The 22589-nt window shown below is 38.6% G+C and carries 13 protein-coding genes; 7 read left to right on the top strand and 6 right to left on the bottom strand.

The window, feature by feature from the left end:
• Nucleotides 1–74: 74 nt before the first annotated feature.
• Entirely contained in the window at nucleotides 75–311 is a 237-nt protein-coding gene (locus tag WNY98_RS15260; protein WP_024600378.1) for a hypothetical protein, read from the bottom strand.
• Nucleotides 312–889: 578 nt separating this feature from the next.
• Here WNY98_RS15260 and WNY98_RS15255 point away from each other — a divergent pair.
• From WNY98_RS15255 to WNY98_RS15240, 4 genes are all read left to right on the top strand, one after another.
• Nucleotides 890–3337: a M1 family metallopeptidase gene (locus WNY98_RS15255; RefSeq protein WP_342878312.1), complete on the top strand. Its 2448-nt coding sequence runs from the start codon at nucleotides 890–892 to the stop codon at nucleotides 3335–3337.
• Nucleotides 3337–3831: a DUF6702 family protein gene (locus tag WNY98_RS15250; RefSeq protein ID WP_024609288.1), complete on the top strand. Its 495-nt coding sequence runs from the start codon at nucleotides 3337–3339 to the stop codon at nucleotides 3829–3831. Before WNY98_RS15255 ends, WNY98_RS15250 begins: the two co-directional genes overlap by 1 nt.
• 319 nt (nucleotides 3832–4150) lie before the next feature.
• On the top strand, nucleotides 4151–4768 hold the full coding sequence (locus tag WNY98_RS15245) for an HAD family hydrolase (protein WP_007583617.1): 618 nt from the start codon (nucleotides 4151–4153) through the stop codon (nucleotides 4766–4768).
• A 133-nt stretch (nucleotides 4769–4901) separates the two neighbouring features.
• Entirely contained in the window at nucleotides 4902–5627 is a 726-nt protein-coding gene (locus tag WNY98_RS15240) for a YebC/PmpR family DNA-binding transcriptional regulator (protein WP_101216042.1), read from the top strand.
• Nucleotides 5628–5835: 208 nt separating this feature from the next.
• On the opposite strand, the gene WNY98_RS15235 is transcribed toward WNY98_RS15240, so the two are convergent.
• Nucleotides 5836–8025: a malate synthase G gene (locus tag WNY98_RS15235; RefSeq protein WP_342878311.1), complete on the bottom strand. Its 2190-nt coding sequence runs from the start codon at nucleotides 8023–8025 to the stop codon at nucleotides 5836–5838.
• A gap of 239 nt (nucleotides 8026–8264) precedes the next feature.
• On the opposite strand from WNY98_RS15235, the gene WNY98_RS15230 reads away from it, so the two are divergent.
• Entirely contained in the window at nucleotides 8265–9866 is a 1602-nt protein-coding gene (locus tag WNY98_RS15230; protein WP_342878310.1) for an isocitrate lyase, read from the top strand.
• Nucleotides 9867–10392: 526 nt separating this feature from the next.
• On the opposite strand, the gene WNY98_RS15225 is transcribed toward WNY98_RS15230, so the two are convergent.
• From WNY98_RS15225 to WNY98_RS15210, 4 genes are all read right to left on the bottom strand, one after another.
• Complete coding sequence (locus WNY98_RS15225; protein WP_342878309.1) at nucleotides 10393–12411, bottom strand: S9 family peptidase; 2019 nt, start codon at nucleotides 12409–12411, stop codon at nucleotides 10393–10395.
• A 161-nt stretch (nucleotides 12412–12572) separates the two neighbouring features.
• Nucleotides 12573–13298 (bottom strand): 5-oxoprolinase subunit PxpA, encoded by a 726-nt coding sequence (locus tag WNY98_RS15220; RefSeq protein ID WP_342878308.1) that lies wholly within the window; start codon nucleotides 13296–13298, stop codon nucleotides 12573–12575.
• 1 nt (nucleotide 13299) lies between these two features.
• A complete protein-coding gene (locus tag WNY98_RS15215; protein WP_342878307.1) occupies nucleotides 13300–15111 on the bottom strand; it encodes a glycoside hydrolase family 3 N-terminal domain-containing protein in 1812 nt (603 codons plus the stop codon).
• Nucleotides 15112–15894: 783 nt separating this feature from the next.
• Nucleotides 15895–16419 carry a hypothetical protein gene (locus WNY98_RS15210; protein ID WP_170071517.1) on the bottom strand — a complete coding sequence of 175 codons (525 nt, stop codon included), beginning with the start codon at nucleotides 16417–16419 and terminating at the stop codon, nucleotides 15895–15897.
• Between the two features lie 149 nt (nucleotides 16420–16568).
• Between WNY98_RS15210 and WNY98_RS15205 the strand changes: the two genes are divergently transcribed.
• Both WNY98_RS15205 and WNY98_RS15200 read left to right on the top strand, forming a co-directional pair.
• Complete coding sequence (locus WNY98_RS15205; RefSeq protein WP_342878306.1) at nucleotides 16569–20591, top strand: rhombosortase-dependent M36 family metallopeptidase; 4023 nt, start codon at nucleotides 16569–16571, stop codon at nucleotides 20589–20591.
• 456 nt (nucleotides 20592–21047) lie between these two features.
• Nucleotides 21048–22571, top strand: coding sequence for a sensor domain-containing diguanylate cyclase (locus tag WNY98_RS15200; RefSeq protein WP_342878346.1), 1524 nt, complete (start codon nucleotides 21048–21050; stop codon nucleotides 22569–22571).
• Nucleotides 22572–22589 lie beyond the last annotated feature (18 nt).

Genomic DNA, 22589 nt, shown 5'->3' with positions numbered 1-22589 from the left:
CGCTCTTAATAAAACCGTAAGAGCGCCAATATACCCAAGGCTGTTAAAGATGCAAGCCTAAGGTATGCATTACGTTAGGTTAAACTGTACCAAGCTGAAAAAACAACCGGTAATGCTAAAAGTGCCATTAATAATGGAATTTTTAACGTTTTAGTTTGTTTTGCGTGTAGCGCCTTTAATGCATTAGTTTCGTTGCACGCTGCTACTTTATCGATATAAAAATAACCCGAATCGAGATACTGTTTACAGTTATTCTCACTTGCTGGAACAGCAATTAGTTCTTGTTGTTTTTTAAGGATGTAAAAATCCATAAGCCCACCGCATTTCTTGCTAGTAATCGATATTAATTTGAGGATAAATGTGACGAATTTATTTGCCTCAAATAAAAAGGTTGGCGATTTTAAATATAAACAGGACTAAAGATCAACCTAAAATTGCACTATTTGTCACTTATCGTACAAATAGCGAATATTAATGAAGTTCGGCAATATTTGAGCCAATTATTTACTCGTTTTCACTGTGTTTTTGTTCAGTAGAAAGGGCTTTTAGGCCATTTTACTTGTCATGAATTAGTAATACTTATAGATAAGATTAATGGTTTACCTGGTAATACCAAAGCAATACTTTTTCAGCAATATATATAAAATGAATGATATTTTTTAAGTTCTGGGACTTTGTATTTATCCGAACAAAACCATTATTAAAACTCAATTTTGTAAACCCCCTTTACAGTTTTATCCATTCGGATTTTGTTACAAAATATTTATATTTTTTAATCTAAAAAACTAAGTGAACATCACCCTAAAAATACGGTATTTGGTCGCTAATTTATTGAAGCTTGCTGGTATATTTGTCAAAGTACGCTCACAAAATTATATTAGGACTAACAATGAAAAAAATAGGTCTTACGCTAAGTGCTTTTGTATTGCCGTTGGCAATATCGAGTGCAGCTATTGCGTCTTCAGTTGAGCAAACAAAAGGTTCTTACGTTGATAAGTTTCGTCAATTAGACGAAGCACTTCCTACACCCAATGTATATCGTAGTGCCGCTGGCGAACCAGGTGAAAAATACTGGCAGCAACGTGTAAATTACGATATCGATGTGAAGCTAGATGAAAAAAAGCACCGCATTACCGGTAGCCAAAGCATTGAATATAAAAATAACTCACCGCATACGCTTAAATATTTATGGTTACAGTTAGATCAAAATATTTTTAAAAGTGACTCTATTGCCGAAACAACTAAAACGTTTAAAAGCACTTTAGAAAGCTTACCAGCTCAAAAGCCCGCTAAATTAAGTTTAGGCGAATTACGTCGCCAGCAATTTATGAGCGACAACGAACTGGGTTATACAATTAGTGGCGTAAAAGATGACGATGGTAAAGAACTACGCGTAACTGTAGTTGATACCTTAATGCGCATTGATTTAAACGAGCCATTAAAACCAGGTAAAGAAGTAGAATTTAGCATGAACTTTGCCTTCAACATTGTTGAAGAAGATGCTGTGGGTGCACGTTCAGGTTACGAGCACTTTGAAGAAGACGGCAACGACATATTCTTAATTGCTCAGTGGTTTCCTCGCTTAGCGGCTTATACTGATTATGAAGCATGGACAAACAAACCATTTTTAGGTTCTGGTGAATTTACGCTTGAGTTTGGTGATTACGATGTAGAGATTACTGTTCCGGCAGATCACATTGTATCAGCAACAGGTAAACTTGATAACGCGAGCAAAGTACTTACAAGTACGCAGCGCAAACGTTTAAAGCAAGCCGAAACATCTAAGCGTCCTGTGTTTATTGTTAACGCAGAAGAAGCGCTCGAAAACGAAAAAGAAGGCACCGACAAAACTAAAACGTGGCACTTTAAAGCGCAAAACGTACGTGACTTTGCTTGGGCGTCGTCTCGTAAGTTTATGTGGGATGCAAAAGGTTATCAGCAAGGTGGTGACGTTCAGCCTTTAGTTATGGCAATGTCGTTCTTCCCTAAAGAAGGTGGCGACTTATGGGAGAAGTACTCAACTGAAGCTGTAGTACACACAATGGAAGTGTACTCTAAGTATTCTTTTGACTACCCATACCCAACTGCGCAATCGGTAAATGGCCCTGTTGGCGGTATGGAATACCCAATGATTACCTTTAACGGCCCGCGTACTAAGTTACAAGATGATGGTACACGTACTTATTCTCAAGCTGAAAAGCGCTTTTTACTTGGCGTAGTTATTCATGAAGTGGGTCATATTTACTTTCCAATGATTGTTAACTCAGATGAGCGCCAATGGACGTGGATGGATGAAGGCTTAAACAGCTTTTTAGATGGCGTTGCTGGTCGTGAATGGGATCCTACTATTCCTTGGGGTGTTGAGCCTCGCGATATAGTGAGCTACATGAAGTCTGAAATCCAAGTACCAATTATGACTCAGTCAGACAGTGTATTACGTTTAGGGCCTAATGCGTATACCAAACCTGCAGCGGCACTTAATATTTTACGTGAAGTTATTTTAGGTCGTGACTTATTCGACTTTGCTTTTAAAGAGTATGCTCAGCGCTGGAAATACAAGCGCCCTACTCCAGCTGATTTTTTCCGTACAATGGAAGAAGCCTCTGGTGTTGATTTAGATTGGTTTTGGCGTGGCTGGTTTTACACAACCGATCATGTAGATATCTCTGTAGATAAAGTATATCAACTACGTTTAGATACTAAAAACCCTGATATTGATTATAGCCGTTTACGTGATATTGAAGCAGACAAACCTACTTCATTATTTGTTGAGCGTAACCGTGCTGAAGGTAAAAAAACATGGGTTGAGCAAAATACTGATGTTACCGACTTTTATGACGAAAACGACCGCTTTACTGTTACCAATAAAGAACGTAACTCGTACAACAAGTTTTTAAAAGGCTTAGAGCCGTGGGAGCGTAAAACGCTTGAACGTGCTTTAGAAGAAGATAAAAACTATTACGTTATGGAATTTTCAAACCTTGGTGGTTTGGTAATGCCTATTTTATTAGAGCTAACTTATGAAGATGGCACTAAAGAAGAGCGCTATATTCCTGCTGAAATTTGGCGTCGTAACTATAAAAACGTACAAAAGCTGATTGTTACCGATAAAAACAAACCGCTTGTATCAGTTACTGTCGATCCAGGCTGGGAAACAGCTGACGTAGATGTTGAAAACAATAACTACCCTCGTCGTATTATTCCTTCACGTATTGAAGTGTTTAAAAAGGAAAAGAGTAAAGCTAAAGTAAGTCGCGATATCATGCAAGATATTAAAACTGAGCTTAAAACTGATGAGAAAAAAGACGAAAAGGATGACGGTGAGGAGCAGCAATAATGCGCTTTTTGCTTATTATTGTTTGCCTTTTAGTTGCTGCGCCAAGTATGGCGCATCAACTAAAGTCGTCAGTTACAACCGTGCTTTTTAATAAACGAACGCATAATGTTGAATTAATGCATCGCTTTTATTTACATGATACCGAACACGCCGTAGGAACATTGTTTAAAGGCAAAATTGATATTATTAGTAATAAAGCCGACCAACAACGTTTTGCTAAGTATGTTGAATCGCATGTTGCTCTACAAACGTTAAGTGGTGAACCTTTACCACTTAGCTTTGTGGGAGCACAAGTTGATGGTAAGTTTTTTTGGGTTTACCAAGAAGCACCAATTCCTGAAAACATTGAAGGAATTAAAATGAGTAATGGCGCACTTCGTGATTTATGGCCATCTCAGGTAAATATGGTAAACGTTGAGGGCAAAGGTAAGATTAAAACTTTAAACTTTGCTCAAGATGATACTTGGCTCGAAGCCCGCTTTGAGCAAAATTAATATTTAAAACTTCCCCAACCGACGCGCACAGCAGTTTATGTGCGCGTTTTCTTCATACGTTTAAACTGCGTTCATGTTTGATCTGTTATTTGTAAATTTACGTAAAATTTGTGAGTTCAATTTGTATATTTACCTTTTTTTGCGCATGATATATCAAGCACTTAAATTACTTTGTTATCAATAGATTGATAATGGTGCGTATTAATATTTAAATATAGTTAGTTTCATTTATCCCTTTGTATTTACCGGCCTAGGGCATAAGCAGTAGAGAATTTTATGTTTAAATTTCATTTAGTAATAACTAAATTCAGGGAATGATATGACTACTCAGGTTGAGGCAATTTTTGGAGTGATTTTTGATTTAGATGGAACATTGGTTTCATCAGAATTAGATTTTGCATTAATAAAGGCCCAAATAGGTTGCCCTTGCGAGCAAGACTTACTTGATTACATTGCTCAGTTGCCCTCACCGTATATGCGTGAAGAGGCAATGAATATAGTTCACCAACACGAATTAATAGATGCACAACATGCCAGTATATTACCTGGTGTGAGTGAAGCTATTCATGCTTTAAAGTCTAAAAATATTCCGATGGCGATTGTTACTCGCAATTTTGATAAAGCAGCGGCAATTAAATTACAAAATAATCCACTTCCTATCAGCACAGTTTTAACGCGAAGCGATGCCCCAGCAAAGCCAGATCCCAGCGCTTTAAATGCCATTGCTACACTTTGGAACATTAACGCCAGAAATTTACTTTATGTAGGCGATTACCTTTACGACATTCAAGCTGCGCACAATGCAAATATGCGCGCGTGTTTATACGCTCCAGAGTCAACGCCTGCTTATGCCGATCAGGCAGATTACGTTTTACATGACTTTGTTGAATTAGTGACATTAGTTGAGAGTTATTCTGAAAAAATAGAGTTATGTTAAATAGCGTGCTATTAAATTTATTTGAGAATAAGTGCTACGTTATTTAAATTACAAAATAACGTTTGTTCCTAGCCCAATACGTTTTGAATTGGTAAAATACCGCAAAACGTAACGTATTCATTAGGGGCACAAAATGGGCAGAGCATTTGTAGTTCGTCAAAGTTCTATGATCAAAACAGCCAATGCAAAAACAAAAGTAAACTCAAAGTATGGTAAAGAGATTTACGTTGCTGCAAAAAGTGGCGATCCCGATCCCGAAGTAAATCAAACACTACGCCGTCTAATCGAAAAAGCTAAAAAAGACCAAGTACCCGCACACGTTATCGATAAAGCAATTGAAAAAGCAGCCGGTGGTGCAGGGGAAGATTACTCAGTTGCCCGTTACGAAGGCTATGGCCCTGGTAATTGCATGGTTATTGTTGACTGTTTAACTGACAATCCGAACCGTACAATTAAAGATGTACGCTTACCGTTTACTAAAACAGACTCAAAAATTGGTACTCCTGGCTGCGTAGCACATATGTTTGATCATTATGCGGTACTTGGCTTTGCGGGTGATGACGACGAAATAGTATTAGAAGCATTAATGATGGCTGATGTTGATGTTAGCGATGTTGAAGCCGAGGACGGTAAAATATCGGTATTTGCACCGCCAACAGAATACTTTAAAGCTAAAACAGCCCTTGAAAACGCATTTGAAGGCATTAACTTTGAAGTAGACGAAATTACGTTTATTCCTCAAGTTAATATTGAAATTGAAGACGAAGAAGTTATTGCTAACTTTGATAAATTTATAAATATGCTTGAAGATTGTGACGATGTACAAAATATTTATCACAATGCCATTGTAAAAAATTAAACGAAAACGGTTAATAGCTTTAAAAGCGTGTTTTGTATAAGCAAAACACGCTTTTTTACGTTTGAATAAATGTTAAGTATTCATGCATATTATGCTTATTTTAATATATATTTTTAAAATGCCTTAAAAGTGCTGTTATTCTAATTTTAGGCGATAAAAAACCAGCTTAAAGCTGGTTTAGTACTTAATTTGAACGTTAGTTAAGCGGTTAAAGCGTATTCGTTTTTTGTGCTTTATATTTTATACGGTAGCTATGTAATAGTGGTTCAGTGTAACCACTCGGTTGGGTTACGCCCTCTAAAATCAATGCAAGTGCAGCTTGATAGGCAATGCTGTTAACCAATGTTTCTTCATTTGTTGCCATGGGTGTATACGCAGTGTCGTGCTCGTTTTGACCATCAACTACTTTAGCCATTTTTGCCATTGTTGATTTTATTTGCGCCTGTGAACACACGCCATTTAGTAACCAATTAGCCATATGCTGGCTTGAAATACGGAGTGTGGCTCTGTCTTCCATTAGCCCAATATGGTTAATGTCGGGTACTTTTGAACAGCCAACGCCTTGATCAATCCAACGTACAACGTAACCTAAAATACCTTGTGCGTTGTTTTCAAGTTCGCTTTGAATATCTTCTTTTGAAAGCGTTTTAGGGTCTGCGATTAGCGGCGGTGTAAGCAAGTCATTAAGGCTAGCAATAGTACGTTTAGCTATATTTTGCTGCTCAGTAAATACGTTTATATCGTGATAATGCATTGCATGTAGGGTAGCGGCTGTAGGGGAGGGCACCCATGCTGTATTAGCGCCTGATTTAGGATGCGCTTGTTTTTGCTCCATCATTAATGCCATTTTATCTGGCATTGGCCACATGCCTTTACCTATTTGTGCTTTATGACTTAAGCCACAAGCAAGGCCAATATCGACGTTGCGATCCTCATAAGCTTGTATCCATGGTTGCTGCTTAATTTTTGCTTTTGGAAGCACAATACCCGCTTGCATAGAGGTATGGATTTCATCGCCTGTTCTGTCTAAAAATCCAGTATTTATGAATACAACACGCTCTTTAGCTGCATAAATACAGGCTTTTAGGTTTACAGAAGTACGGCGTTCTTCATCCATAATACCCATTTTAAGCGTGTTTTTAGGTAAGCTTAACGCTTCCTCTACTAAGCTAAATAAAGTGTTAGTAAACGCCACTTCTTCAGGGCCGTGCATTTTCGGTTTTACTATATTAATACTTTGCGCGCTTGAGTTTTTTATACCTGTTTTTTTGTTTAGGTCGTGCAGGGCAGCGGTGGCTGTAAACATTGCATCCATAATGCCTTCATATACCGGTTGCTTGTACACATCGGTAATAGCAGGATTCGTCATTAAATGGCCAACGTTTCTAACAAACATCATGCTACGGCCTTTTAAAGTAACTGTGCCACCATCAAGTGCGGTGTATGTTTTATCACTTTGCAGAGTACGCTCTACTGTTTTATCGCCTTTTTTAAACGATTCAACTAAGTTACCTTGCATCAACCCAAGCCAATTTTTATAAACTTGTACTTTATCTTCTGCATCTACTGCAGCCACTGAATCTTCACAATCCATAATAGTGGTAAGAGCGGCCTCAAGCACTACATCTTTTAAGCCAGCTTTATCAGCTTGGCCAATCATGTGGTGGTGATCGATATGTAGCTCTATGTGTAAATCATTGTTTTTTAATAACACTACAGTTGGATTTTGTGCTTCACCTTGATAGCCAATAAGCTGAGATGGGTTAGCTAATGTGGTTTGAGAGCTATCACGCAACGTAATTAAAAGTGCGCCATCTACTACTGAATAATTAGTGCTTTCTATATGCGAGCCGTTAGTCAGCGGCAATGCTTTATCTAAAAACTGACGAGCGTAGGCCATTACCTTAAATCCACGAACAGGATTGTAGGTATTGCCTTTTTCGGCTCCATCGTCTTCGCTTAACACATCAGTACCGTATAAAGCGTCGTATAACGAACCCCAACGCGCGTTAGCGGCATTAAGTGCAAAGCGTGCGTTACTTACAGGAACAACTAACTGAGGGCCTGCTGTAAGGGCTACTTCGGGTTCTACATTTAGGGTTTCAATTTCAAAGTGGGCAGGCTCTTTAACCAAGTACCCTATATCTTGTAAAAAGGCATGGTACTTAACGCTATCCCACGTTTTATTAGCAAGATGGTAGTCATCTATTTGCTGTTGAAGCAATTCTCGCTTTTCAAGCAGTGCCTTATTTGTAGGGGTAAGTGTTTGAACAATATGTGCAAAGCTTTGCCAAAATTGATGCTCACTTAAGTGAGTGCCTGGTAGTAATTGATTTTTAACAAAATCAGCGAGTTGTGTATCTACGCTGAGTCCTGAATGTGTGAGAGTGTGGGACATATTTGCCTTCCTTAAACGGTCGCGATGTTGTTGTGTGCTTGTGCGTTAAGGCAACAATAACTCAAAAAAGCAATGTTGAGTGCTTTTTAGCCATTCACAAAATATATAGCCACAATAACAACTATAAATTAACTAAATCTAGAAAAGGAGCCTAATGTTGAATCAAGCGAAACGGAGCACACACTCCTAGCCACTCTCACAACATTAAAATAATTTACACTCGTTCGAAGGATTTTATTATGACAACATATCAACGCGAAACAGACACACTCTCTACTCTTTGCCAATCACAAGGCAGCGCGTGGGGTGCTATTAACCCTGAATACGCAAGCCGTATGCGTTTACAAAACCGTTTTCGTACAGGAATTGAAATTGCGCAATACACAGCAGACGTAATGCGTGAAGATATGGCTGCATATGACGCCGACACAAGCCAGTACACACAATCTTTAGGGTGTTGGCATGGTTTTACTGCGCAACAAATGATGATGGCTATTAAGCGCCATCAAAAAACAACTAAACGCAGCTATGTATACTTAAGTGGCTGGATGGTTGCAGCACTTCGCTCTGCATTTGGTCCGCTACCGGATCAAAGCATGCACGAAAAAACATCGGTACCTGCGCTAATTGAAGAAATTTACACATTTTTAAAGCAAGCTGATGCACGTGAACTAGACCACTTGTTTAACGACTTAGATGCAGCAAAAGCGAATGGCGGTGACGTTCAAGCTGTTATTGATAAAATAGACAACTTTGAAACCCATGTTGTGCCAATTATTGCTGATATTGACGCAGGTTTTGGTAACGAAGAAGCAACTTACTTACTAGCTAAAAAAATGATTGAAGCCGGTGCGTGTGCCATTCAAATAGAAAACCAAGTATCTGATGCTAAACAATGTGGCCACCAAGCGGGTAAAGTGACCGTTCCACACGAAGACTTTTTAGCAAAAATTAACGCTGTACGTTACGCCTTTTTAGAACTCGGTATCGATAACGGTATTATTGTGGCACGTACAGATTCATTAGGTGCCAGCCTTACTCAAAAAGTACCTGTGTCGCAAAAACCAGGTGACTTAGCAAGCCAATACAATGCATTTTTAGAAACCACACCAATTAATGGTGTTGATGACTTAAATGAAGGCGACACGGCGATGAAAATTAATGGCCAGTTATGTAAACCAACTCGCCTAGATAACGGTTTATTCCAATTCCGCGAAGGCACTGAAAAAGACCGTGTAGTACTAGATTGTATTACGAGCTTGCAGTCGGGCGCAGATTTACTGTGGATTGAAACAGAAAAACCACATGTTAAGCAAATTGCAGAACTGGTAAATCGTGTGAAAGAACACGTGCCAAATGCAAAATTGGTATACAACAACTCGCCTTCATTTAACTGGACGCTTAAGTTTCGTGAGCAAGTGTATCAAGAGTGGGAAGAAGCAGGCCGTGACCTTAGTGCTTACCCAAGCCTTGGCGATAATAAAGGCCTTATGGCGCCAGAAATGGATGCAACAGAACTTGCACAAGCAGCCGATTTACTAGTGCAAAACTTCCAGCGCGATGGCGCACGTGAAGCCGGTATTTTCCATCACTTAATTACTCTGCCTACGTACCATACAGCAGCGCTGAGCACTGATATTTTATCAGAAGGTTACTTTGGCGATATGGGTATGCTGGCTTATGTACGTGATGTACAACGCCAAGAAATTCGTCGTGAGCAAGCATCTGTTAAGCATCAAGACCTAGCAGGGTCTAACATGGGCGATACGCACAAAGAATACTTCTCTGGTGATAACGCGCTAAAAGCCGGTGGTGAAGATAACACCATGAACCAGTTTTAATTCCTAACTAGATAGTGTTACTCAAGGGCCAATAGGCCCTTTTTTATTGCTTTAATTTTTAGATCAGACTTTAACTAACTAAATCATATTGGATCACTATTTAACTACCTTAGTGAATCTACAGATCAGAGTTTAACTAACCTTTCATAAAACAACCTTTTTTAGGTGATTTTGCTGTAATTAGCGTTTACGGCAACTAAAAAAAGCGGATAAGTGACTGATTTTTACTTTAATAGGCAAACGAAGATAATTTATAAACCGATTTTTTACTAACTTCTCGTTGCTATAAAACAAAATTTTACTAACTGAGAGGTTATAAACAGTGACTCAAACCGATTTTTTACCAACTCAAGTTACAAAAAATGCTATAAACCGAAATTTTACTAACTGAAGTTTTAGCTAAGTCCGATATTTAACTGTCATAGAAGTGTAAAGGGGGTTTACAGTTTGAATACTACGGCGGTAAATACAAAAGCCACTTAACTAAAGTGGCTTTTATTTGAGCTATAAATTTATTACCCAGAGTTTATTTAGTGTGTTTATCAAACCACCATTGAATATAGGCAACTTTGGTCATTAAGTTTGATGGGCGGGTTGTAATACCATGCGATGCATTAGGAATACGCACCATTGCGGTATCAACACCTTGTAGCTTTAATGCCTGATAAAACTGCTCAGTTTCTGAAATTGGTGTACGGTAGTCAGATTCCCCAGTGAGCAACATAGTAGGAGTTTTGACGTTTCCAACATAGCTAATAGGCGAGCGTTTCATATAATGTTCAATATGATCCCACGGTTTACCCGGAAACCAGTAATCAGCAAAAAACGGGTAAAAATCGGCAGTTAGTACAAAGCTGATCCAATTAATAACGGGTTTAGCAACAACGGCTGCGGCAAAGCGATCTGTGTGACCTACAATCCAAGCAGTTAATACACCACCACCAGAGCCTCCTGTTACAAATAATTTAGACTCGTCAATAAAACCTTTTGCAATAAGGGCATCTACACCTGTCATTAAATCGTCAAAGTCGTTACTTGGGTAATTATGATGAATGGTTTGAGCAAATTCTTTTCCGTATGAATCGCTGCCACGTGGATTCATGTATAAAACGATATTTCCCTTTGCTGCAAACAACTGAATTTCGGCGCTAAAATGCGGCCCATAATTAGCGACAGGGCCGCCGTGTATTTCTAGTATTAGCGGATACTTTTTGCTGCTGTCAAAACCTGGCGGATAGGCAATCCATCCTTGAACAGGGAGTTCATCGTAGCTTGATTTAATCCAAACTTCTTCCACTTTAGCCAAAGCTTTATCACCTAGAGCATCAGCATTAAGGGTAGTTAAACGCTGCGCTTTACCGCGTTTAATTGTTGCTATATCAGCAGGGCGCTGACTATCGGCAAGGGTAAAGGCTACTTCGCCATCTTCGCTTACATCAAAGTCGCCACCAGAATAAGGGCGACCAAATGCAACGCTGCCAATTTGGGTTGTTATTATTTTACGCTTGCCACTGCGTGGTTGATACGCAAGGGCAGTTTGGCCTTTATCTGCATAGCTAAAGTATATGCCTTTGGAGTTTGCACTCCACTTTATTTGACCTACGCTGCGGTCAAAATTCGGCGTTAAGCTAACTGTCTCTCCAGATTTTAAATCACGAATATAAAGCTGAGCGTTTTCGTAGTTAGTGCGTTTATCATCGTAACCTGTGTACGCTAAGTAACGACCATCGGGAGAGATTTTAGGCTGCTCGTCAGGACCATTTCTATCGGTAATTTCTGTTATATTTTGCGAAGCTAAATCGAGTTTATAAATTTCACTGTTTGTGGGTTTTAGTTGGTTGTTTGTGTGCCTGTTTGCAGAAAAATAAAGCGACTTACCATCGTTGCTAAAACTTACATCGCCCGCGTTATCAAACTCATCATGAGTGAGTTGTTTGGCATTACCACCGTTGGCATCTATGGAAAATAATTGGCTAAAGCCCTTTTGTATGTAACCGCCACCATCTGAACGGTAGTAAACATCATCAATAAATTTAGCAGGCTCTGCCCACGTTGCACCTTTTGGTTTACCTGGTAAGCTCACTGGTGCTGAATTAGCGCTTGGAACAAACATGCTAAATATTAATTGGTTGGAATCAGGGCTCCATGTAATCGCACGAGGACTACTTGTTAAGTTACTTATTTTTGCCATAGCACCTGTTTTAAGCCATTTAATATATATTTGGCTGCTGCCATCGCGGGTTGATATAAACGCAAGGCGTTGGCCATCAGGAGAGAGTACTGGCGAGTAATCCATGTGCACGCCAGAGGTTAATGGCTGCATTTGTTTGGTTTTGTAATCAACAGACCAAATATTCCCCACTTTACGATCTGTTTTTATATCCATGCGATTACGCACAAAATAAACCGTTTTACCGTCTTCGGTTATATCTATTTGATTGGCATATTCTAAATTAAATACATCTTGCAGTTGTAGTGTATTTTTTTCAGCGTAGGCTAAATTGCTACAGCCTAAAACGAGGCTAAGTGTTAAAAACTTTTTCATTTTTATCCCTGTTGTTACTTTTTTAATTTTCTAAGTAGTTATATGTTAGGGATTATTAAATTAACAGTAGGATGCGATGAAGCTCTTATTTAACTCTATGAGTTAAAGCTGTAAAGGGGGTTTACAGCTTCTATTTGAGGTTGTGTAAAAGTTTACTTAGCTTAGTTACACAGGGCTTTTATATCTTTTATAAGTGCTATGCCATCAGCGTTGTCGCCATGTACACATAAGCTATGGGCGTTGAGCGTTAGTTTTTTTCCAGTTCGTGTTGTCACGCTGCCATCGGATAAAAGCTGAGTTACTTGCTCTAGTAATGCAGCTTTGTTGTGAACGCTGCCCTCAAGTGTTCGGGACACTAAATGCCCATCGTCGGTGTATTGCCTATCTGCAAAGGCCTCGAGTATTAGATCAACTCCTGAGCTTTTAGCTATTTGAATATGCTTATTAGCATTTTTAGTTGCTAAAACCATTAGTTTTAAATCTGTTGGGTAGCTGGCAATTGCATTTATAACGGTTTGTAATATTTTACCATCAGCCATCATGTCGTTATAAAGTGCGCCATGCGGTTTTATATAGCTAAGTGTTAAACCTTGCACTTTAGCCATGCCCTCAATAGCGGCTATTTGATAATGCAGGCAATTAGTAAGCTCTTTTTCACTAAGTACCATTGAGCGCCTACCAAAACCTTGCTTATCTGGGTAGCTTGGGTGAGCACCAATTTGTACGTTATTTTGCTTGGCAAGTATAAGAGTGTTTGCCATTACGTCGGCATCACCTGCATGGAACCCACACGCAATATTCGCCATATCAATATGTGGCATAACGTCATCGTCTAGCCCCATTTTCCATGCGCCAAAGCTTTCGCCTAAATCACAATTGAGCTTCATATTAGTGCGCCTTTTGCGGTTTTATTGTGACAGGTAATACGCCGTTAGCCGGTGCTTCTCCTAGTAACACTTTTGCAAGTGCACTAAAAGCAGGTCCTGATACAATATCGTTTTTATCAACATCAATATTGTATGCATACGATGCAAGTACAGCATTTGCATAATTGCCAAATTTAGCAATGTCGTAGGGAGCTCTTAGGCTTATAAAAATAGTGCTTTTGTTTTTCTCTTTTGCCATATTTAATAATGACTCAAGTGCTTTTGGTTGCTCGGTATTATTAAGTGCAAAATTAGGATCGTCTTTTAAATCATCCATACCGCCAATTTCTACCGCACTTTGGTTAGGTGTTGCATTGCCGGCTATAACAACATCTGCAGCGTGTATTTGCGCTTTTGCGAGTGCAGGGTCGAACCCTTGTAAGCTACTACAGCTATAGGTGAATTTTTGCTGGCTGACAGCTTCAATCGCTTGCTGTATTGCCATACATTTACGCGTATCGGGCATAATAATATGAACATTACTTCCTGCTTTTAAATTAAGCGGCAAAGTACTGTTATTATTTTTAACCTGCGTTATTGCCTCTAAAGCAAGCTGCGCTTCTATTTCACGATGTGCTGCACTGCCAATAACCTGCTTAGCTTCAGTAAGCGCGGTAATAGGGTCAAAATTAGTGCTTAATCTAAATTTATTTTTAAGAGAGGTAATACGCATCGCAGATTGTGCTATTTCTTGCTCATCAAGTTGTTTTGATTTAACCGCTGCAACAAGCTCTTTAATAAGGTCATCGAGCTTATTTAAGTCATCGGGCGTTCTAATTTCAACGGGCATTAAGGCAATGTCAGCCCCAGCCGCAAACGTATTAATTACCGCTTGAGTTGGTGTAAAAAAGTTACTAATGCCAGCCATATCAAGCGCATCTGTTACTACAACACCTTGGTAATTAAGCTCACCACGTAAAATATCAGTAATGATTGCGCGCGACATTGTGGCCGGCTTTATCATGGTTTTGCCATTAACACTTACAAACGTTGTGCTATCGAGCGCTGGGTATTGAATATGCGCCGTCATTATCATGCCGGGGTTTTGCTTGGCGATAATGTGTTTAAACGGTGCTAGGTCTTGCTCGTAAATAACTTCTTTTGCATGGTTTACTTTAGGCAAACCTGTATGGCTATCTACGTTTGTATCGCCGTGGCCCGGGAAGTGCTTTAACGAGGTAATAACACCGTTGTTCTCAAATCCTGCTACCTGTGCAGCACCTAATTTACTCACTAATGCTGGGTTTTCACCAAATGAGCGTACGTTAATAACAGGGTTATCGGGATTCATATTTACATCAACGGTAGGCGCATAATTTACATTGATACCCAGCGAGTTTAGCTCTTTAGCTATTACTGTTGCTGTTTTTTTCGCAAAGCTTGTACCGTGTTTTTTGTACGTTGCACCAATCGACATATTACCGGTAAATGATGTAGCAACGTCGCGTGGTAAACGCGCCACACGTCCACCTTCTTGATCTATTGATATAAATAGGGGCAGCTTACTACTGGACTTACTCGCCGCTGTTTGCAATTGGCTATTAAGCGTAATGGTTTGTTCTATCGATTGGGTATTTTCAGAAAATAAAATAACTCCACCAATATCGTATTTAGCAATAGCGGTACTAAGCTCATTAGGTAACTCGGTCATTGGTATTCGGCATTTAGTGCTCGTACCATGCTGACAAAAATAACGAAAGTCGAGTATTAGCTTTTGGCCAAGTTGTTGTTCAAGAGAAAGCACGGGTTTAGCAAACGAGGATTGTAATGGCATTAAGCACCCAGATATAAAAACAATAGACGATACAATACACTTATTTAGCAAAACACACTCCAAAGCTAAAAAGTAGATAAGTGTACGCAGCTTAACTACTTTTTAAAGTAACTGCAAAAGAAGGTTTTCTTTACAAAAACCATTAACGTACTGTAAAAATTAAAGAAAATTATAGTTTTGAACTTAGTCAAAAGTTATATTTTTTCTGGCTTTATTGATATTAGGTAATAAATTTTTAATAGGGTGTAATTGCAGGCTTTATACTCAACTATAGATGCAAGTATTGAGTGCCTGATACTTAGGATGGCATTCATTTTCGAAAAAATTCTTAATAGTCTTAATCTTCGATTTCTTATTCTTCCTTTAACGATTACAGGCTTTATTAGTACTTTAGCAAGTAGCTTTTATTCTACCTACCAAGCACAGAAGGAGCAGTTAAAAACTTACACTAAAAAATAACTATGCCTACGCTAATAAACTGGCATCAACAACTGATACTCTTTAGAATCAGCAATACAACAACCTGCCTATTCAGCTAAAAATCATCTTGAAAAAACAATATTGTGGCGCGTTTAGGTAGAGAGAAATTTATACTTTTTTTATCTAATGAGAACAGTAAAGTGCGCACAAAATAGCAGAGCGATTACGTGAAACCGCTGAACCTATAGATACATAAACCATTGAGTTTATGATCATCCACACTGGAAATGCAACTTGGCCTGAACATAGCAAAGAAATAGACCAAGTTTACAAATGTGGTAGTAATAAGTGCATTGTTGCTGATTAAAAGTGTGTTTCGATAGGTGAATAATCAATTGCAACTTCTACATTGATCACTGAGCTATAATTATTTAGAGCTTTAGATAATCCTGCAATATCAACATCCTTTTCAACAAGTAATGTGTAATTGTGAGCTGTCGACTTAACTAACTCATAATTATTTTTTAACTCATCAGGCAAAGAATCGGTATTTAGTGTAATGGTTAGAGTACCTGTTACTACACCTTTTTGCTTTAAGTTCTGATTATAAATAACGTCGCCTTTAAATAACTGCTCAGAGTTAAAAATAAGCTTATCACCCGATGAATTTATGCTTTTAGATGCTTTTTTCATAATACCTTGACTACTTTCTTTTTTAGGAAAAATAGTGTCAGTTTTCTGGTTCTTAGATGGTTCTTTTATAATGATTTCTGCTGTTTTAGGTAGCGCCTGAGAGTTGTTAACCTCTGTTTTTTCACTGTTATTACATGCAGATAGTAATAAAGTTGCAATTATTGGCACTGAGCTTGTAAAAATTATTTTTTGCATTCGTTTACCTTTGTTTACTTTTCTCTAAATTTAAAGCTATTCAGCTTCATTCAAGCATGTATATTAACAACTTAACTATGCGTTTACATAAAATAATCAATTAAAAAACATCAAGTGTTTTAATATAATAAATACAAACAGGTGGATACATGTCTCAATTTAAATTAACAACTATTGCCATAGTTGTAGCATCAACATTAGCAGCAGGTGAGCTAACGGCCGCTGAACAAACTCGATTTTATGATGTAAGTGCTACAAATGCAGTTACTCAGGGTGCTTCCTTAGCTGCTGTTCAGCAGAGAACCTTAGCCGAACGCGCCACTGTATCGGGTCAAAAATCTATTTACGATGCACAAATGGGTAAAGCAACATTTTTATGGCAAGCAATAGGTCAGCGTAAGCCTGACATGGCTTTAATCGCAGCTGATAACCGTAATCAATATGCTGCTGACTTTTATATTGAAACTTTAACAGGTATTAGTAACCGTAAAGCAACAGCATCTTCTGCTGTTATGGTTGATTTATCAGAGCAAAGACGTGGTTCTATTAGTGCTAAATATAAACAACAAGTAAACGGTGTAGAAGTTTTTAACCGCGAATACAACTTGTTGATGGATAAAGAGTACAACCTAGTAGCAAGCTCGGGTTATTTTGCTGATACGTCGTCATCTAAAAATAAACTTGCTGCATTAACGGGTTTTGTAAGCTCTGAGCAAAGTATAAAAAAAGCATTTAGTGAATTAGCAAATATTGATGTCTCACTTCGTAAAATTGGTAATGAAGGTGGATATGCAAAATATGAGGCTAAATCATTAGATGACTCTAAGATTGTTTTAGGTACACCACGTGCAAAAGAAGTGTTTTTTGAAGTTGCAGGCGAGCTTAAATCTGCTTACTACATTGAAGTAGAAGTAGCAGAAGTTGGCTCTTTAGAAAGTGACTACTTTAGTTATGTAGTAGATTCGAATAACAGCAAAGTATATTTTGCGAAAGATTTGAAATCTCATGCAGCTGACTTTAATTACCGTGTTTACGCTAACCAAGATGGCTACCCAATGGAAAGCCCGCACGGTGACGTAATTCCTGCAGATGGCCCAGGGCAAGTAGACGAGACTGAGATTTTAGACGCGCCAATGGTATCTCTATCTTACTACAGCAAACTAAGCACAATGGACCCATGGTTAGCTGATGATGCAACGACAACATCAGGTAATAACGTATTTGCTTACGCAGATGTAGTTGCACCTCAAGACTTTAGTGAAGGTGACTTTACTGCTGAAACAACAGCAGACTTCACATTTGACTACCCTTATCAAGTAGATGAAGTTGCAAATAGCTACGCAAATCGTAAAGCGGCTATTGTTAACTTGTTTTATATGAATAACTTTTTACATGATTTTTTCTATGATCATGGCTTTGATGAAACGTCAAATGTAGCTCAAGTATCTAACTTTGGTCGTGGCGGCGTAGAAGGTGACCCGATTGAAGCACAGGCTCAAGATAACTCAGGTCGTAATAACGCAAATATGTCTACGCCAGCTGATGGTGCTAGCCCACGTATGCAAATGTACTTGTACAACAGTAAAGATGCCGTTGTTGGTGTAGATTTTGGTATTACTGTAACTTCACATGACTCTTTAGGCCTTTTAGCTTCTACAAAAGAATCTGGCTTTGGCAAATACCAGTTCAGTGATGTGGCTGCAGAAGTTGTTCGTTTAGATGATGGAAATACAGTAGATTCAACAAGCGTGAATGATGGTTGTGAGCCTGCTATAAATGCAGCTGAACTAGCGGGTAAAATTGCAATTGTAGACCGTGGCTCATGCTCATTTACAATTAAAGTAAAAAATGCACAAGATGCAGGTGCAATAGCAACTATCGTTGTTAATAATGACCCAGATACAGCAGAACCGGCACCAATGGGCGGTGAAGACGATACTGTAACTATTCCAAATATGGGTTTAAATTACGCTGATGGTCATGCAATGTATGACCTAATTGATGCTCGTGAAGTTGTTACTGTAAACATGTTTACCAAAGCAACATTAAAAGATGGTACGTTTGATAATGGTATTATTGCTCATGAATGGGGTCACTACATTAGTAACCGCTTAGTCGGTAATTCATCAGGCCTTATTAACTTCCAAGGCCGCGCAATGGGCGAAGGCTGGGGCGATTTCCACTCATTAATGTTTATCGCTAAAGAAAGCGATATAAATATTACAGGTAACGATAAGTTCCAAAAAGCATATGGTAGCGGCACATTTGTAGAAGATTTCTACTTCGGTATTCGTCGTCTTCCTTATTCAACTGATACAGATGTAAATGCATTGTCGTTCCGACATATTACTGAAAATGCTGGTGCTGATATTGGTATTTCACCAACAAGCGTGGCTTCTCCTCATGCTGCCGGCGAAATTTGGGCAACTGTATTATGGGAAAACTACGTAACACTTATTAACGAGCATGGCTTTAATGAAGCACAAACTCGAATGGCAGATTACTTAGTTGCAGGTTACAAATTAACACCTATAGCACCAACCTACACTGAAGCACGTGATGCTATTTTAGCTGCTGCCTATGCAGTAGACCCTGCTGATTACAAATTAATGGTAGGTGCATTTGCTAAACGTGGTATGGGTCTTGGCGCAGTATCGCCAGATCGTTTCAGTGAAGACCTTACTGGTGTAGTTGAATCAGATAAAACACAGCTTTCTAGCTATGCATTTGCAAGTGCTGACTTAAACAACATGTACAATGGTACAGAGCTTGGTTTTTGTACTAACGACAATATTTTAGATAAAGGCGAAACGAGTACGGTTAGCGTAACAATTACTAACCGTGGTAGTGAAGTACTTAGTGGTACAACAGCACAACTGACAGTTATAAGCGATCATGATGTAACATTTGAAAATGATGGCCTACTTACTTTTGGTGAAGTTCAACCGTACGAAGCAATAACAAGTAACGATATTAAAGTTACTTTGAACGAAGCGGGTACAGCTGAAACACTAGAAATTGAAGTCACATTCCCTGAAATTGAAACGGATGATGATATCGTTGAAGCGCTTGATCAAACACTTACGTTTGAAGTAAATATGGGCTTTAAATCAGAAACGCCTGTTGGAGCTGTAGTTTCAGATGATATGGAAGTAGCAAGTTCATCACTATTAGATTTAAAAGAAAACGTAATGTTTGGTGGTGATTTAGCTGCTGGCACTCAAGTAATGGATAATAGTAGTAATATTGCATTCTTTGAACAAGGTGGCTTTGGGCTAGGCACACAAGCAATGCGCCTTGTAAATAATGGCTTCCAATCGGATGTAGCAGTAGAGAGCAAGTCATTCGAAGTCGGTTACTCTGGCGACTTTGAAATTTCATTCTGGCATTTCTATAGTATCGAGGAAAACTGGGATGGTGGTGTTGTAGAAGTTAGTGTTAATGGTGGTGACTGGGTTGATGCTACTGAAATTGGCGGCACATTTGATATTGGCTATGACGCTGTTCTAATCGAAAACGATTCTCAAGAGCTTCAAGAACGTGAAACATACACAGGTAATAACGTACAAGATAGTGGCGCGTATGGTAATTATGAAACTATCAACTTTGGTGACGCTCTAAACGGCAACTTAGTAAAAGTGCGCTTTAGAATCTCATCAGATGGCGCAGTTGATGATTTAGGTTGGTGGATTGATAACCTAACTATGTCTAACGTTTTATCTCCTGTATTTTCAGAACTTGTAGCGGGTGATTCATTAGCATGTGATAACGCAGCTCCACTTGTTTTAGTCGAAAGCGCATCAGCGGAAATTACTGAATCTGCTACAGGAACAATTACAGCAACAGCGTCAGATCGCAATGGTCAAACACTAACTTATGCTTGGACCCAGGTTAGCGGTAGTGATGCTACGCTCACTGGTACTGATACAGCAACTTTGAGCTTCACACCTGCAGCTATTACTGCAGATGAAGAGCTTGTTTTTGAAGTTGCCGTAAGCGATGGTGTAACAACTGTGACTCAACAAAGTACTGTAATGGTAAAAAATGAAGCGGTAGCAACAGTGCCTGTAACAGAAGCAAAATCTAGCGGTGGTGGTAGTTTTGGCTTTATAGCTTTATTACTTACTCCATTAGTATGGTTTAATAGACGTCGTAAAAACGTTAGTAAATAAGTTTAAATAACATCCCGTCGTCTCTAAACACATGACGGCTTTAATGAAAGGCCAGTAGCTTTTGCTTCTGGCCTTTTTTATATACTTGTGTGATGTTTTTAGTCCTGACCTCATATTAACTTTTTTAATAGCCATACACTCTGACTTATCTATTAGTCATATTGCCTTTTTATACGACATCAACAAGCTATATCTTAAAGCTTGATAAACAACCTCAGTGCGTTCACTTAGTCGACTAAAGTTTTACTGATTAAAGGATAAAATTACAACGCTGAAATATATTATTTATCACGCATCTGCTAAAGCTTAGTTGCTAAATTAAACAAACCAACTTAATTAAAAACACTTAAACGGGTATAATACTTAACTTCGTATAATACGCGCTGAATTTTAGTGCTTTGGGATGCTGCTTTGCTATATAAATTACTACCCGCTTTAAACTTAAGATTGCTTATATTGCTACTCGCATTATCTGCAGCATTGAGCACATTGGTAGGGAGTTTTTATTCTACTTACCAGGTTCAAAAAGAGCAGTTAACATCATATACACTAAAAAGTAACTTAGCCTATGCTCAAAAACTAGCCTCCACAACCGATAACTTTTTAAAATCTGCGCTTCAGCAGCTTGAATACTCGGCTAAAATTATTGAGCAATCACCAAATAACTCCAAATTATTAAACGATGAAGCCATTCGCTTAAATCAGCAAACTGATAGTTTTAACTCTGTTGTGATAAATGTACACGGCGTTATTGCAGCTACATCACCTCGTTTAGAAAGTATAATAGGTCAACAAATACAGTCTCCAGGTGCAATAGAAGCCCTAAAAGAAAAACGTCCATTAATTAGTGAGCCTTATTTATCAGCAGCTAATAATTTAATTGTTTTTATATCGCACCCTTTGTTTGATTTTGAAGGTAAGTATTTAGGTTATATTGGTGGCTCTCTTTATTTAAAAGAGAAAAACATTTTAAATGAGCTTTTAGAACAACATTACTACAAAGGTGGCTCATATCTTTATGTTGTTAGCTCAAATAAGCGCATTTTATATCACCCAGAACCTGCCAGAATCGGCAACGTTATTGCTAACAACTCTGTGATTGACGCTGTTGTAAGTGGCGAAATGGGCACTTCAACAGTTATTAATAGCTTAAGCAAGCCAATGCTCGCAGGCTATGCACCTGTTACTTTATCTAATTGGGGAATAGTGGCACAGAGACCTTTAAAATCAACACTCTCCTCCCTTGATACATTAACCATTGAAGTGGTTAAGCAAACAATACCGATGGCATTAGTCACGTTTATTTTTATTGGCTTATTTGCACATTTTATAGCGAGGCCACTAAAACGCTTAGCCGATAACGCAAATACACTCGACGATCCTTCAAGCTTAGAAAAACTTAAAAATGTGAAGTCGTGGTATTTTGAAAGTCAGAAACTGAAGTTAGCTATGTTAAGAGAAGTTGCATTATTACAAGCCCAAATAGGTGTGCTGCGCCATGACTCACAAACAGACCCTTTAACAGATACGCATAACAGAAGAAGCTTAAACGGCCTACTTAACCAACTAACACTAAAGCAAACCCCATTCGCTATATTAGAAATTGATATCGATTTTTTTAAACGCGTTAACGATACTTTTGGACATGACAAAGGTGACGAAACTTTAGTTTCGCTAACAAATATAATTAAAAAACTATCAAGAAGAGACGATATAGTATCGAGAATCGGCGGTGAAGAGTTTGTCCTTATACTACCTAATGAAAATAGCCAAAGCGCCTTTAAAATTGCTGAGCGCTTACGTAAAACAGTAGAGTCGACGGAGATGGACACTATAGGTAACATCACTATTTCTATAGGCATTGCGACCTGGCCTGTGCATAGTACTGATATTGCCCAAGTATATAAATGTGCCGATAAAGCGCTTTACCATGCTAAAGAGCATGGTCGTAACCAATGTGTAGTGGCAGATATTAGCTAAGCGCAGCTTAACTTTGCA

It is taken from the genome of Pseudoalteromonas sp. AS71 (assembly GCF_038900275.1).
GTDB lineage: Bacteria > Pseudomonadota > Gammaproteobacteria > Enterobacterales > Alteromonadaceae > Pseudoalteromonas.
This window is presented reverse-complemented; position numbering and strand designations above follow the sequence as displayed.